Origin of the sequence: Paracoccus albus, assembly GCF_027913035.1 — a bacterium.
Classification (GTDB): Bacteria; Pseudomonadota; Alphaproteobacteria; order Rhodobacterales; family Rhodobacteraceae; genus Paracoccus; species Paracoccus albus.
Genome location: NZ_CP115775.1, coordinates 1953155 through 1966157, shown reverse-complemented (window position 1 = coordinate 1966157; position 13003 = coordinate 1953155). Strand labels below are relative to the sequence as shown.

Annotated in this window: 12 protein-coding genes; 5 read left to right on the top strand and 7 right to left on the bottom strand. The window is 61.7% G+C overall.

Annotation, left to right across the window (positions count from 1 at the left end; genetic code table 11):
• Nucleotides 1-936 (bottom strand): nucleoside hydrolase, encoded by a 936-nt coding sequence (locus tag PAF20_RS09830; RefSeq protein ID WP_271070486.1) that lies wholly within the window; start codon nucleotides 934-936, stop codon nucleotides 1-3.
• Nucleotides 937-1197: 261 nt separating this feature from the next.
• Here PAF20_RS09830 and PAF20_RS09825 point away from each other — a divergent pair, with 261 nt between their 5' ends.
• On the top strand, nucleotides 1198-3012 hold the full coding sequence (locus tag PAF20_RS09825; RefSeq protein ID WP_271070485.1) for an ABC-F family ATP-binding cassette domain-containing protein: 1815 nt from the start codon (nucleotides 1198-1200) through the stop codon (nucleotides 3010-3012).
• A gap of 32 nt (nucleotides 3013-3044) precedes the next feature.
• Nucleotides 3045-4700 (top strand): glycosyltransferase, encoded by a 1656-nt coding sequence (locus PAF20_RS09820; protein WP_271070484.1) that lies wholly within the window; start codon nucleotides 3045-3047, stop codon nucleotides 4698-4700.
• Here PAF20_RS09820 and PAF20_RS09815 read toward each other — a convergent pair.
• From PAF20_RS09815 to PAF20_RS09800, 4 genes are read right to left on the bottom strand one after another with little or no spacing between them, the layout of a single operon-like run.
• Nucleotides 4697-6073, bottom strand: a complete 1377-nt coding sequence (locus tag PAF20_RS09815) for an HlyC/CorC family transporter (RefSeq protein WP_434802914.1) — start codon at nucleotides 6071-6073, stop codon at nucleotides 4697-4699. The two genes, PAF20_RS09820 and PAF20_RS09815, sit on opposite strands and share 4 nt — an antisense overlap.
• 10 nt (nucleotides 6074-6083) lie before the next feature.
• Nucleotides 6084-7022, bottom strand: coding sequence for a tyrosine recombinase (locus tag PAF20_RS09810; protein WP_271070483.1), 939 nt, complete (start codon nucleotides 7020-7022; stop codon nucleotides 6084-6086).
• Nucleotides 7019-8596: a hypothetical protein gene (locus tag PAF20_RS09805; protein WP_271070482.1), complete on the bottom strand. Its 1578-nt coding sequence runs from the start codon at nucleotides 8594-8596 to the stop codon at nucleotides 7019-7021. Before PAF20_RS09805 ends, PAF20_RS09810 begins: the two co-directional genes overlap by 4 nt.
• Before the next feature lie 22 nt (nucleotides 8597-8618).
• Nucleotides 8619-8855 carry a hypothetical protein gene (locus PAF20_RS09800; RefSeq protein WP_271070481.1) on the bottom strand — a complete coding sequence of 79 codons (237 nt, stop codon included), beginning with the start codon at nucleotides 8853-8855 and terminating at the stop codon, nucleotides 8619-8621.
• 115 nt (nucleotides 8856-8970) lie between these two features.
• Between PAF20_RS09800 and PAF20_RS09795 the strand changes: the two genes are divergently transcribed.
• Together PAF20_RS09795 and aroB are read left to right on the top strand one after the other, a co-directional pair.
• On the top strand, nucleotides 8971-9507 hold the full coding sequence (locus PAF20_RS09795) for a shikimate kinase (protein WP_271070480.1): 537 nt from the start codon (nucleotides 8971-8973) through the stop codon (nucleotides 9505-9507).
• Complete coding sequence (gene aroB / locus PAF20_RS09790; RefSeq protein ID WP_271070479.1) at nucleotides 9504-10604, top strand: 3-dehydroquinate synthase; 1101 nt, start codon at nucleotides 9504-9506, stop codon at nucleotides 10602-10604. Before PAF20_RS09795 ends, aroB begins: the two co-directional genes overlap by 4 nt.
• Nucleotides 10605-10945: 341 nt before the next feature.
• Here aroB and ssb read toward each other — a convergent pair whose 3' ends face one another.
• Nucleotides 10946-11446: a single-stranded DNA-binding protein gene (ssb, locus tag PAF20_RS09785; protein ID WP_271070478.1), complete on the bottom strand. Its 501-nt coding sequence runs from the start codon at nucleotides 11444-11446 to the stop codon at nucleotides 10946-10948.
• Between the two features lie 224 nt (nucleotides 11447-11670).
• On the opposite strand from ssb, the gene PAF20_RS09780 reads away from it, so the two are divergent.
• Complete coding sequence (locus PAF20_RS09780; RefSeq protein WP_434802913.1) at nucleotides 11671-12327, top strand: lytic transglycosylase domain-containing protein; 657 nt, start codon at nucleotides 11671-11673, stop codon at nucleotides 12325-12327.
• A 69-nt stretch (nucleotides 12328-12396) separates the two neighbouring features.
• Here PAF20_RS09780 and PAF20_RS09775 read toward each other — a convergent pair whose 3' ends face one another.
• Entirely contained in the window at nucleotides 12397-12978 is a 582-nt protein-coding gene (locus PAF20_RS09775) for a lipid-binding SYLF domain-containing protein (RefSeq protein ID WP_271070477.1), read from the bottom strand.
• Nucleotides 12979-13003 lie beyond the last annotated feature (25 nt).

The following is a 13003-nucleotide window of genomic DNA, read 5'->3' as shown; positions in this document are numbered from 1 at the left end:
TCAGGGCAGCGTCGCGATCCGCTCTGTCAGAAGCGCGAAGAAGCCGTCGCGGTCGATGTCGCGGACGAACAGCGCATTCGGCTGTCGCCCCGTGACGCCCCACCAATCCGCGACCGTCATGCCGGTTGTGTAAGTCCCGCTTGTCTCGATCTCGACATTGATATGCCGCCCGGTGAAAAGCTCGGGGCGGATCAGCCATGCGATTGTGCAGGGATCATGCAGCGGTGCACCGGCAGATCCGTATTTCTCGCGGTCGAAACGTTCGAAGAAGTCGGTCCAGCTTGCAACCGCCTCTCCCGCGCGATTGCCGAGCGCGCGCAGCCCCTCGATCCAGGTGGCGGAGGTCAGCGCACGATGCGTCACGTCCAGTGGCATCACCACGATATCGACGCCGGAGGCGAAAAGCTGCGCCGCTGCTTCGGGGTCAACATAGATATTGAACTCTGCCGCAGGGGTGACATTGCCGACCTCGAAATAGGCACCGCCCATCAACACCACCTGCTTGACGCGTTGGACGATATCCGGGGCGCGGGCAAAGGCCGTTGCGATATTGGTCAGCGGTCCGATGGGCACCAGCGTGACGGTTCCGGCTTCCTCGCGGCGCAGGGTTTCGATGATGAAACCGACGCCGTCCTCGCCCGATAGCGGCACCTCCGGCTCTCCCAGTTCGATCCCGTCGAGGCCGGTCTTGCCATGCACATATTCCGCCGTCACCAGATCGCGTGACAGGGGACGGTCGCAGCCAGCGTAGATCGGCACCTGTTGACCGCTTAACCCGACGATCAGCTGAGCATTTCGCGTGGTCAGTGACAGCGGCACATTGCCTGCGACGGTGGTGATGCCCAGAACCTCGATCTCGGGCGAGCCAAGCGCAAGCAGGATCGCAACCGCGTCGTCCTGACCCGGATCAGTGTCGATGATGATCTTCTGTGCCATGCGCGTCCCTTTGATCTTTTGCCAGCACCTCATATCAAAACGTCCGGTCGCGCAAGGCGGCCGGACGTCGAGAGCCTGCGAGGGGTCAGCAGGTGCCCGCGCAGCAAGGGCTAGGGAAGGTACCCAGCCGCACGGGTCCGCCCACAATCCGTCGGAAATCGGGCGCCGTCAATGGTTGATTAAAATACTATGATAAATACGGCGGGAATTCTCCGAGCATGGCGATTGACCTGGTCGGGCAGGGCGGATAACGCGCAGGGCATGGCACGCGCACCTCTTCTTCAGCTTACCGATATTTCGCTGACCTTCGGCGGCAATCCGGTTTTCGACAACCTGAACATGACCATTCAGCCGGGTGAGCGTGTTGCGCTTGTCGGGCGAAACGGCTCTGGTAAATCGACATTGATGAAGGTGATGGCGGGTCTGGTCGAACCTGACCGGGGTGAGGTGGTCACACCTGCCGGTGTCAGCGTCGGCTATATGGAGCAGGAACCGGATCTGTCCGGGTTCGAAACACTGGGCGATTTTGCTGCGGCAACCTTGCTGCCGGGTGAGATTTACCGCGTGGAAATGGCGGCAGAGGGCCTGAAATTCGACGCATCCCGCCCCGTTGCCACGGCATCGGGCGGAGAACGGCGGCGCGCGGCCCTTGCGCGGCTGCTGGCCGACGCGCCAGAGCTGATGCTGCTGGATGAGCCGACGAACCACCTTGATATCGAGGCGATCGGCTGGCTGGAAGAACAGCTGTCCCAGACCCGTGCCGCCTTTGTGCTGATCAGCCACGACCGCGCTTTCCTGCGTGCTCTGACACGCTCGACCCTGTGGATCGACAGAGGAGAGGTGCGGCGTCAGGACAAGGGCTTCGAGGCGTTCGAGGATTGGCGGGAAGCGACCTGGGCGGCCGAGGATGAGGCGCGTCACAAGCTTGACCGCAAGATCAAGGCAGAGGCGCGATGGGCCGTCGAAGGAATCAGCGCAAGGCGCAAGCGCAACATGGGCCGTGTCAGGGCACTGCAGGATCTGCGTGCCGAACGTGCCGCCCAGATCCGGCGTCAGGGAGCGGCCGTGATGGCACTGGATGCAGGCCCGCAATCGGGCAAGCGCGTGATCGAGGCGAAAGGGATTTCGAAAGCATTCGGCGACCGCGTGCTGCTGCGGCCCTTTGATCTGCGCGTCCTGCGTGGTGATCGTGTCGCCTTTGTCGGGCCGAACGGTGTCGGTAAGACGACGCTGATCAAGATGCTGACGGGCGAGGTCGAGCCGGATTCCGGGACCGTCGTGCATGGCACCAATCTGGACATTGCCGTTTTCGATCAGGCCCGCAGCGCGATCAATCCCGAAATCAGCCTTTGGGATGCGATGACGACCGATCCCGGCATGGCGGTTTCTGGCCGTGCGGATCAGGTGATGGTGCGCGGAACGCCGCGCCATGTCGTCGGCTATCTGAAGGATTTCCTGTTCGACGACGCGCAGATGCGTGCGCCCGTCGGCAGCCTGTCGGGTGGCGAAAAGGCGAGATTGCTGCTGGCGCGTATCATGGCGCGACCGTCCAACCTGCTGGTTCTGGACGAGCCGACAAACGATCTGGATGTCGAAACGCTCGACCTGCTTCAGGATATTCTGGGCGAATATGACGGCACCGTTCTGCTGGTCAGCCATGACCGCGATTTCATCGACCGCGTCGCAACCAGCACCGTGGCGATGGAGGGCGACGGGCGGGCAATCATCTACCCCGGCGGGTGGAGCGATTATCGCGCGCAGCGAGAGCCGGCGCGCGCGCCCGTGCCACAGCCCGATAAGCCGCGTCCGGCCCCGGCAAGCACTGTCCCGGCGCGTGAAAGGCCCCCGAAAACCGGCCTGAGCTTTACCGAGAAGCACCGGCTGGAAGAGCTGCCTGCCGTGATATCCCGGCTGGAGACAGAGATCGCCAAGTTATCAGAATTCCTTTCGAATTCAGAAATCTATAACGAGGCACCGGCCAAGGCCCAGAAGGCGACGGAAGCACTGGCCGAGCGGCAGGCGGCACTTGACTCGGCCGAAGAAGAATGGCTGCTACTGGCCGATAAGGCAGGCTGACAGACGGACGTTCTGCATCTTAAAGGTAGAATATGCAGAACACGCAGCATGACGATCAGGATTATATCCCCGAGCTTCTGGCACTGATGCCGCTTTCGGCGCGTGATGTGCTGATCTGCAACGGCGGGTCCTTGGCGCGGGCCTATCGGCGTCGCAATCCTCTGGTGCATTTGACGGCGCTTGGTAACTGCGATCCGGATGATGTGGACGGAGTGCTGGACCCCGAAGGGCTGGCAAATGATCCGGATGGTTTGTTTGACCTTGTTGTGCTGAATGGAACGGCAGAGGGTTCGAAAGACCCGGTGCTGCTTTTTGACCAACTTGCCGCACGCCTGAAGCCCGGCGGGCAATTGGTCGCGAGTTTTGAGAATGACGCACATTGGTCGCGGATGTGCGATCGGCTTGCAGGTCAGCCCGTCACGCCTGCGGCTATGCAGCAGGAACAAATCCCCGCGCTGATGAAGGGATGCGGCCTTGTCTTGCAGCGGGTGCGGGGAAGGCGGCTGCCGGTTTCGGACAGGCAATGCTTCGACGGCCTGATGCGGGTCGGGATCGAAAGCGGAACGGACCTCAACCAGTTAGAACTACGTTTGCTCACAACCCATTTCGTCGCTGTTGCGACGCGTCCTTTTCCGGCTGAGTCAATCGCGCCGCCCGTGCGTTTCCATCTTTCAGAGCTTGCAGTCGGAATGGATGTGCGCACGCGCATTCCAGCTGAAGCGCTGTCGGCAGAGCCCGCAATACAAGTCAGCCATAGCGTAAAAGATCTGACCGTTCCCGATTTCGGCACGGCTGGCGGAATCGTGCTTTTGCAACGCCCCCGCGTTTCAGATCCCCGGCGTATTCTAGACTACGTTGCCGAGTGTCAGCGTAAGGGCATCATCGTGGTCATCGAATATGACGATGATCCCTCGCTGGTCGCCCGCGTGCTGCCACGGGTGGACGTTCCGCATATCTATGCGCGCAATATGGCACTTGCACATGCGGTACAGACCTCCACCCCGGTTCTGGCGCAGCAGTTTGGCCGCTGGAACCCGGAAGTCAGGGTTTTCCCGAATGGAGCAGAGGATCTGGCGCCGATCCGTCAGCATGAACCGGGACCATTGCGCGTGCTTTACGGGGGGCTGAACAGGACCGGATCGGACCAACTTGCGGCGCTGATGGCACCGGCAATAGAGGCGGTGCCCGACCTGCAGATGGATGTCATCCATGACCGGGTGTTTTTCGACGCTCTGCCCGGCGAGGGTAAACGATTCCGGGAGTTTTTGCCCTATCGCGACTATCTGGATCTGCTTGGCCAATGCGACATTCTGCTGATGCCGCTGGAGGGCCTGCCGGATGAATTGGGCAAATCCGATGTCAAATGGGTCGAGGCGTCCAGCAGGGGTGTCGTCGCCGTGGCCTCTCCGGCGGTATATGAAGCGACGATCCGGCATGGGGAGAACGGCTTTATCGTCCGCAAACCAGAGGATTGGTCGAACTTACTGATCGAACTCGCGGCCGATCCGGCACTGCGCACCCGCGTTGCATCTACGGCATGGGAAGAGGTCAGGCAGGGCCGCATGATGGCCCAGCAGGTTGCCCATCGTCGTGACTGGTATCTTGACCTGATGTCCCGGCGTGATGAGCTGTTTGCAAACGCTATCCGGCGTAGCCCCGCACTGGCCGCTGCACTGGCAGGAAGTTAATCTGCGGGTGCGGCCAGCGGGCGGATGCGCAGCTTGGTGATCCGGTTTTCCTTCCGCGTCACCACTTCGAACCGGTAGCCGTGGAACGAAAAGACCTGTCCCTGAGACGGAATCGATTGCGCCATATGGATCACCAGACCGGCCACGGTATTGGCTTCTTCATCCGGCAGGTTCCAATCCAGTGCACGATTCAGGTCGCGGATCGTCATGGAGCCGTCGATCAGATAGTCACCATTGGGGCCGGGTTTCAGGTCGTGATCGGCTTCGGTATCATGTTCGTCTGCAATCTCGCCCACGATTTCTTCGATGATGTCTTCCAGCGTGATCAGACCGCGCAACGCGCCATATTCATCGACGACGAGCGCGAAATGCGTGCGCCGCTTCAGAAATTCGCGCATCTGTTCGTCAAGCGCCGTCGTGTCGGGCACGAAATAGGGTTTCATCGCCACAGACATCACATCGAAATCGCGCACGGCATCGGCGGGATCGCCTTTGTTATCGTAGGCGGATTTATGGATCGCACGCAGCACGTCCTTGGCGTGAATGACGCCGACGACATTCTCGCGCTCTGTCTTGTAGACGGGCAGGCGGGTATGCGGGCTGGTCAGCACCGTTTCCAGAATCGTTGCCGGTGCCAGCTCGGCGTCGATCATCTGGATTTCGGATCGGTGCTTCATGATCTCGTCCACCGTCCGATTGCCGAGATCGAGCGCACCCAGCAGGCGGTCGCGGTCCTCTTTCTCCACCGCGCCGGATTCCGCGCCGATGGACAGCGCGCCTGCGATTTCCTCGTGGACAGAGAACATATTCGCGTCGGGATCGCTTTGCAGCCCGAACACGCGCATGATCGCACGCACAATGGCACGCACGATCATCACGATGGGCGACAGCAGCCGCATGACGATGGACATCGGTCGCGCAACCAAAGACGCCAGCGATTCCGAGTTGGCGATGGCATAGGATTTGGGCATCACCTCGGCAAAGATCAGCACCAGAATTGTCATCACAAAGGTCGCAATCGCCACACCGCTAGAGCCGAAGAGTGCCGTAAACAACGCCGTCGCCAGAGATGCTGACAGAATATTCAGAACGTTATTGCCAAGCAGGATCGCCCCGATCAGCCGGTCGCTGTCGCGGGTGACGTTCAGCGCGGCTTCCGCACCGTGATCGCCCTTGTCGGCCCGGTTGCGCAGCTTGGCGCGGCTGGCCGCTGTCAGCGCGGTTTCCGATGCCGAAAAGAAGGCCGATCCGACCAGCAGGCAAAGGATCGCGATGCCGAATGCCCAGATCATCGGGCTTGCTCCGGTGGCCTCGGTCGGCGGGGCGGGGGTCTGTGCAGCAGCGGCTGCGGAGAAAGTCAGGTATGGGGTCATCATGATGCGGTCAAACGCGGGCAAGTGGATGATGGTTCAGTACCAGATCACGCATTCGCGCATCCAGCACATGGGTATAGATTTCCGTCGTCGATAAATCAGCATGTCCCAGCAGGGTCTGGATGGCACGAAGATCGGCGCCGCCCTCCAGCAGATGCGTGGCGAATGCGTGGCGGATGACATGAGGTGTTACACGCGCAGGGTCTATTCCCGCCGACAAGGCAAGGTCGCGGATCAGGTCATTCATCGACTTTCGCGCCATATGCCCGGTCTTGGAGGCCGCCGGAAACAGGAAGCGCGCGCCTTTGCCCGTGACAAGCTTGCCAAGCGGCGTATCCTTTGCCGCATTGTCGCGATGGCGCAGCCAATCGGTCAGCGCATCGCGGGCGGCATTGGACAAGGGCACCATACGCTCTTTCCCGCCCTTGCCCTTGATCAGCAGCAGTTGCGGATCGCCGCGCGTCGCCGCGACCGGAAGCGAAACGAGCTCGCTGACCCGCATCCCAGTGGCATAAAGCAATTCGATAAGGCAGCGGTTGCGGGCGCGATCGACCTCTGTGCGGCCGGTGTCGGGCACGGCGTCCAGAAGCCGTGTCACCTCGTCTTGTGACAGCACCTTGGGCAGGCGCTGCGTCTTGCCCGGACCGGTGATGCGAATGGCTGGATCGTCGTTGCGCCATCCTTCCTCAAGGGCAAAGCTGGTGAACTGGCGGATGGCCGACAACCGGCGGGCGCGTGTCGCGCGGGCCAGCCCCTGCGCCTCGCAATGGGCGAGGTAGTCGACGATGCAATCACGGCTGATCGCTTCGAAACCCAACTTGTTGGCGGTCAGCCAATCGGCAAAATCCGCCAGATCGCGACCATAGCTGAGAACGGTGTTTCTGGCCGCGCCCGCTTCGGCTGCCTGAGCATCAAGAAACGTCGCTATGCGGGTCTTGAGCGCGGTCATTCCGCGGCTGCCTTCAAAAGGGGATCAAGCGCGATCTGCGTGGCGACGCGGCGGGCATCGGCGATCAGGCCCAATTCGCGCAGCATCCGAACGCCGCGCACAGCCCGCGTGACATCGCCCTGCGTCCCCGCATCAGCATCGGCAAGCGCGCCGTATAACGCCGGTGCAAGCGCGATGCCGTCATCCGGGTCTGGCTGCGGCGGCAATTCGGTCGCAAAGATCGGTGCCAGTGCACCAAGCGCCGGTGTAAGGGGCTCTGGCTGGCCGCCCGTCGCAAGCGCCAGAAGGGCCCTGTCAAGCTTGTCTTCAGGGGCGCGTGCCACCTCTGTCTCTCCGGACCAAAGCCGCAGCCAAAGCGCCAGATGCGCGGCCTCTGCAACAAGGGTATCCGGTTGCAGACGATCTGCCATCATATCGGCAAAGCTGTCGCGCAGACCGGCCTGTTCCATTCGCTGAAACGCCGCAGTCAGGGCGGGGCCGATCCGCGCCGGGTCCTGTGTCAGCAATGCGGCATCCAGTGCCTGGACCGCTGCCGCACGTTCCCACACCCCGCCTGACGCTGCAGGCCGTTGCGAGGTGTAAAGCTGATACAGAATGGAAGCGGGCAGGGCGCGGGCGCGGGCCAGACGCTCTGCCGCCTCAAGCTGCGCTTTCCAGCCGGAGTGGTTTTCCAGATCGGCCCAGGCATAGGCGACAGGCAGATCGCCTGTCGGCAGCGGCTGCCCGATCGCCTCGTGCAGGCGGAAGGCAAGCGGTGTCATCTTTTCCGGCGGCGTCAGAACCTCACCACTTTCCGAACTGGCATCGTCAAGATAGTGAGACAGAAGCTCTGTCATATGCGCGTCGATCAGGCCAAGCCGTTTGGCGCCCACATACAGGACGGCGGCGGCATTCCAGTCCCCCTGTTGTGCCAGACAGAAGATGCGCACCGAGGGATCGCTGAGAATGCCGGTTTCGTCGTTCATCTTGCGGCAGGTTTGTTCCTCACCACCCAGAAGAAGGGACAGGTCGAACAGCCGCCTGAATGTTTCGGTGTTATCCTGACCCGCGCCTTGCAGCAGGTCACGGGCAGAGGGCAGGGCACCGTCACTGACCAGCTGATCGACGCGCAGTGCGAAAAATTCACCGGCGGGCTGATCGGCAGGCATATCCGGGGGGGCAAGCTGGGCTTCAAGAATGCGGCGGGCAATCTGGGCCGAAGCGGGAAGGGTCGGCGCCGCGCCGATCATCCGCGTCGCCGTCTTCAGATCGGTGCCAGCCCAGAAATCCTCTGGCAGCCCGGCCTGACGGGCCGAGATTATGCCTGCCCCATCTGGATCGGCTGCATTCAGGCGGCGGACGGCAATGGGCACCGTCGCCGCAGTTTGGGCCACATCGTCAGGCCCGGCACCCGGTTCGGCCTGATCCTCAACCCGCAGACGTTGCGCATCCGGGGGCACCGGATCGCCCGGACGCCACGCGCTTGAATCGCGCGAAGGCGGTCGCCCGCTGCTGAGCCAGTCATTCGCCGAAAGTGGCCCCTGCTGTGCTGACAAAGGTGCGGTCAACGCTGCCGTAGAAAGGAGCAGCGCCAATCCGTTGATTGTGACAAACCGCTTAATCGAGATCATTCGGGTCAGCTTCCGCGGCCTCGCCTTCGGGTGGTGCCTCCGCTTCGTCTTCTGCTTGGTCTGAAGCCGTTGGTGCCGCTGTGCTGCTGGCAGCCCCGGTATCAAGGGCGACGGGCTGGCGCATTTCCTGTTGTCGCGGCGACATATCGCCGAGATAGGCGAAACCGACAAGCGCCAGAAACCCCAGCACGACCAGCCCGATCAGTAACTTCAACAACCGCATCTTAGGCCCTTTCGCGAACTGCCTCATCCCGGCTTTCAACCGGTTTTGCTGCTTTATAACTGGCATTTTCGGAAAGATCACGCCATTCACGGCATGAATTGAACGGGATGCAGGGATGCAGGGACAGATCGCACTGGTCGGAATGATGGGCGTCGGCAAGACCGCTGTCGGGCAGGAAATCGCGCGGCAGCTGGGTGTCGTTTTCACCGATACCGATGCAGAGATAGAGCGTGCGGCGGCCATGTCGATTGCCGAGATATTTGCACGTGATGGCGAGGCGTTCTTCCGTGACCGCGAATCGCTTGTGCTTTCGCGCCTGTTGGACGGTCCGCTCGGTGTCATCTCGACCGGGGGCGGCGCCTGGATACAGCCGCAGAACCGCGCCCTGATCCGCGCGGCGGGACTGTCGGTTTGGCTGGACGCGGATATTGACACGCTCTGGCACCGCGTGCGCCAACGCCCGACCCGCCCGCTTTTGCTGACCGAGGATCCGCGCGGCACGCTGATGGCGCTGATCGAGAAGCGCAACCCGATCTATGCCCGCGCTGATCTGCGGCTTAAGACGGATTCCGCCTCTGATATAGAGGCGACGGCGCGTCGTGCGGTCGCCGCGATCCGCAAATTCCGCCCCGATTTTCTGGAGTTGAAATGACACGAACCGTCCATGTCCCGCTGGGGGAACGCGCCTATGATGTCCGCATCGGTGCGGAGCTGATTGCTTCAGCGGGTTCAGAGATTGCGCCCTTTCTGGCCCGCCCCCGTGTGGCGATCGTGACGGATGAGAATGTCGCGGCGCGGCATCTTGGTGCGTTGCAGGACGCGCTGCGGGCCGGGGGGGTCGCGTCAGAGGCGCTGACGCTGCCGGCGGGAGAGGGCACGAAGTCATGGCCGCAACTGACGCGCGTTGTCGAGTGGTTGCTGGAGCAGAAGGTAGAGCGGCGCGATATCGTCATTGCGCTTGGCGGCGGTGTGATCGGTGATCTCGTCGGTTTTGCGGCTGCGATCCTGCGTCGCGGCGTGCGCTTCGTACAGATCCCGACATCGCTGCTTGCGCAGGTCGACAGTTCGGTCGGGGGGAAAACCGGCATCAACTCTGCGCAGGGCAAGAACCTGATCGGGGCCTTTCATCAGCCTATACTGGTGCTTGCCGATATCGGTGTGCTGGACACGCTGAGCCCGCGCGATTTCCGTGCCGGTTATGGCGAGGTGATGAAGTATGGACTTCTTGGCGATGCCGCTTTCTTCGACTGGCTGGAACAGAACGCGCCGCGGCTGCGCGACGATATGGACGCGCGCGCGCATGCCGTGGCCCATTCGGTCGCGATGAAGGCTGGCATTGTGGTTCGGGACGAAACCGAGCAGGGCGAGCGCGCGCTGCTGAACCTTGGCCACACTTTCGGCCATGCACTCGAGGCCGCGACGGGATATTCCGACCGGCTTTTGCACGGTGAAGGCGTGGCGATCGGTTGCGCGCTCGCGTTCGAGCTATCCGCCCGGATGGGCCTGTGCAGTCAAGAGGAACCGTCGCGTATCGGCGCCCATCTGGCAGAGATGGGGATGCCATCGCGCCTGTCTGACGTACCGGGCCAACTGCCCGATGATGACGCCCTGATCGCGCTGATGGGGCAGGATAAGAAGGTCGTGGATGGTAAGCTGCGATTTATCCTTGCTGAAGGCATTGGGAGAGCTTTCGTGACAGATGAGGTGAGCAGCGACAACCTTTCGGCGGTTCTTGCAGCGTCCCGCTGACCTCGCTGTATCCTCGGTAACGGTCAACCTATCGTCCTTCGCGCGCCTACCGACCAGATCTCTCTGGCAGGAACCGTGCGGGATCATTGTAGCATCGTAGCATCGGCGAAGGAAAACAGGCAAAGATTGCTTTAAGGTTAAGAATAAGCCCGTCGGAGAACTGCAGACTTGACAGCTGGCAGGGCGAACCGGGCACGACAGAGATGCATCGCTGGCAACGAAGTGCGGAAGATTTCGAAGACAGTATCGCAATCAGAGCTTTGCGGGCGGCGCGAGGAGGTAAAGTTGAAATCAAAAAGGCCCCGGAATTGCGGGGCCTGTTTGTCGGAATGAGATGCGAATCAGAATGGGATTTCGTCGTCGAAATCCGCACGACCGCCGCCGCCCTGACTGCCGCCGCCGGATGAGCCGCCACCGTAGCCGCCGTCATCATATCCGCCGCCGCCGCCATAACCGCCGCCGGAACCACTGCGGTTGCCGCCACCTTCGCCGCGACCGTCCAGCATGGTCAACTCGCTGCGATAGGGACGCAAGACGACCTCTGTCGTATAGCGGTCCTGGCCGGACTGGTCCTGCCATTTGCGGGTTTCAAGCTGGCCTTCCAGATAGACCTTGCTTCCCTTGCGCAGGTATTGTTCCGCGACGCGGGCCAGAGGCTCGGCGAAGATCGCGACCGAGTGCCACTGCGTACGCTCCTGCCGCTCGCCGGTGTTGCGGTCCTTCCACTGCTCCGAGGTGGCAATGCGCAGGTTCACCACCTTGCCGCCGTTCTGGAACGTGCGAACCTCGGGGTCGGCGCCCAGATTGCCGATCAGGATCACCTTGTTGACGCTGCCTGCCATAACATACCTTTCCGCTGATAGTGCGGCAGGTCTAACGCGAGCATGACCCTGCGGGCAAGATGATTACTGGCGCGCCCCCAATGTTTCGCGCTAGAATCGAACCGTTAGGCTCGGCGAAAACCTGCCGATCTGTCGGGTGTGGGGAACCCGATTTCAAAGCTTCTGGCGGAATCGGCGAATTCGCGTATAGTCACTGTGAAAAATAACAAGTCACGGGTAGGGACATGATCGGCAGAGCATTCAGTCGCCTCGGCGTCGCAGTGAAGATCGGGGTGATTGCAACCTGTGTCAGCGCGACCGCGCTGCCTATGCCTGCCGCCGCGGACGGGCTTAACCTTAAAGCTGTCAGCGAACGGAACCGGCAGGCGCAGTTCGCGCGCCAGAAGCAGCTGATGGATTCGCGTCTGGCCAGCCAGTATCAGCAATCCAAGCGCCTGCGTCCGACGGGCCGGCAGGTCGTGAATGTCACCACGATGGAGCTGTCACCGACGATCTCGACCAAGGCTTACAGCGGCAAACGCTCTGCCTATATTCCGCACGCTCAGGCGATGGCGCGGAAATACGGTATTCCCGAATCGCTGTTCCTGCGCCTGGTCAATCAGGAATCGCGTTGGAACCCGAACGCACGTTCGCACAAGGGCGCGATGGGGCTGGCGCAGCTGATGCCGGGAACGGCGGCCAATCTGGGCGTGAACCCGCGTGATCCGGTTCAGAATCTGGAAGGCGGCGCGCGTTACCTGCGCATGATGTACAATCAGTTCGGTGACTGGCGTCTGGCGCTTGCGGCCTATAATGCCGGTCCGGGCGCGGTGAAAAAGTATGGCGGCATCCCGCCCTATCGCGAAACCCGCAACTATGTGCGGATTATCGCAGGCGGTTGAGGTTTCAGTAAAATGCCAATGAAAAAGGGGCTGCTTGGCCCCTTTTGTCGTTTTCAAACCTCAATCAGCTTACAGCGTGCTGATCGAAGACGGGATGATGCGGGTATATTTCGTGCCTTCGATCGCAGCACCGGCCATGATGCCGGTCTCGCCAAAGACCATCGCAACGACCGGATGATCGCGGGTGATGGTGTCGGTGCCATAGCTCAGCCCGTCCTTGGGCAGGGCGTAATAGGCACCGGCACCGGCGACCCAACCCGGTGCGGCGCGGAAATTGGCAAGCGCCTGCTCTGTTTGGAACACCAGAACCTGCGCATATTGCCGCGCGCCCGCCTGAAACCCGACAGAAGCCTGCGTCGCTGAATAATAATCAGCGGTCTGATTGTTGATGCGCAGCGCGCCTTCGCCGTAAGAGCCGCTGATCCCAAGGCCGGCCTGCGTCATCACCGGAATGACCAACACGCCATGCGCGTTTTCCAAAACCGGCCGCGCATTCGGATAGGTGCTGATCAGCTCGTTCAGGGTGCCGTTCACGCGCCCTTCCAGCGTCTGCGTCGCATTGGTGCCGGTGCCATTATCGCAGGCCGCAACGGCAAGCATTGCTGCGCCCGCAATGAATCCGCGACGTGTCAAAACCTTGTGTGTATACATGCGTGTGCCCCATCATTTTGGGGCA

Bases quoted from the DNA above. Each gene is read 5' to 3' on its own strand.
- PAF20_RS09830 (WP_271070486.1), bottom strand. From the start codon at position 936: ATGGCACAGAAGATCATCATCGACACTGATCCGGGTCAGGACGACGCG.
- PAF20_RS09825 (WP_271070485.1), top strand. From the start codon at position 1,198: ATGGCACGCGCACCTCTTCTTCAGCTTACCGATATTTCGCTGACCTTC.
- PAF20_RS09820 (WP_271070484.1), top strand. From the start codon at position 3,045: ATGCAGAACACGCAGCATGACGATCAGGATTATATCCCCGAGCTTCTG.
- PAF20_RS09815 (WP_434802914.1), bottom strand. From the start codon at position 6,073: ATGACCCCATACCTGACTTTCTCCGCAGCCGCTGCTGCACAGACCCCC.
- PAF20_RS09810 (WP_271070483.1), bottom strand. From the start codon at position 7,022: ATGACCGCGCTCAAGACCCGCATAGCGACGTTTCTTGATGCTCAGGCA.
- PAF20_RS09800 (WP_271070481.1), bottom strand. From the start codon at position 8,855: ATGCGGTTGTTGAAGTTACTGATCGGGCTGGTCGTGCTGGGGTTTCTG.
- PAF20_RS09795 (WP_271070480.1), top strand. From the start codon at position 8,971: ATGCAGGGACAGATCGCACTGGTCGGAATGATGGGCGTCGGCAAGACC.
- aroB (WP_271070479.1), top strand. From the start codon at position 9,504: ATGACACGAACCGTCCATGTCCCGCTGGGGGAACGCGCCTATGATGTC.
- ssb (WP_271070478.1), bottom strand. From the start codon at position 11,446: ATGGCAGGCAGCGTCAACAAGGTGATCCTGATCGGCAATCTGGGCGCC.
- PAF20_RS09780 (WP_434802913.1), top strand. From the start codon at position 11,671: ATGATCGGCAGAGCATTCAGTCGCCTCGGCGTCGCAGTGAAGATCGGG.
- PAF20_RS09775 (WP_271070477.1), bottom strand. From the start codon at position 12,978: ATGTATACACACAAGGTTTTGACACGTCGCGGATTCATTGCGGGCGCA.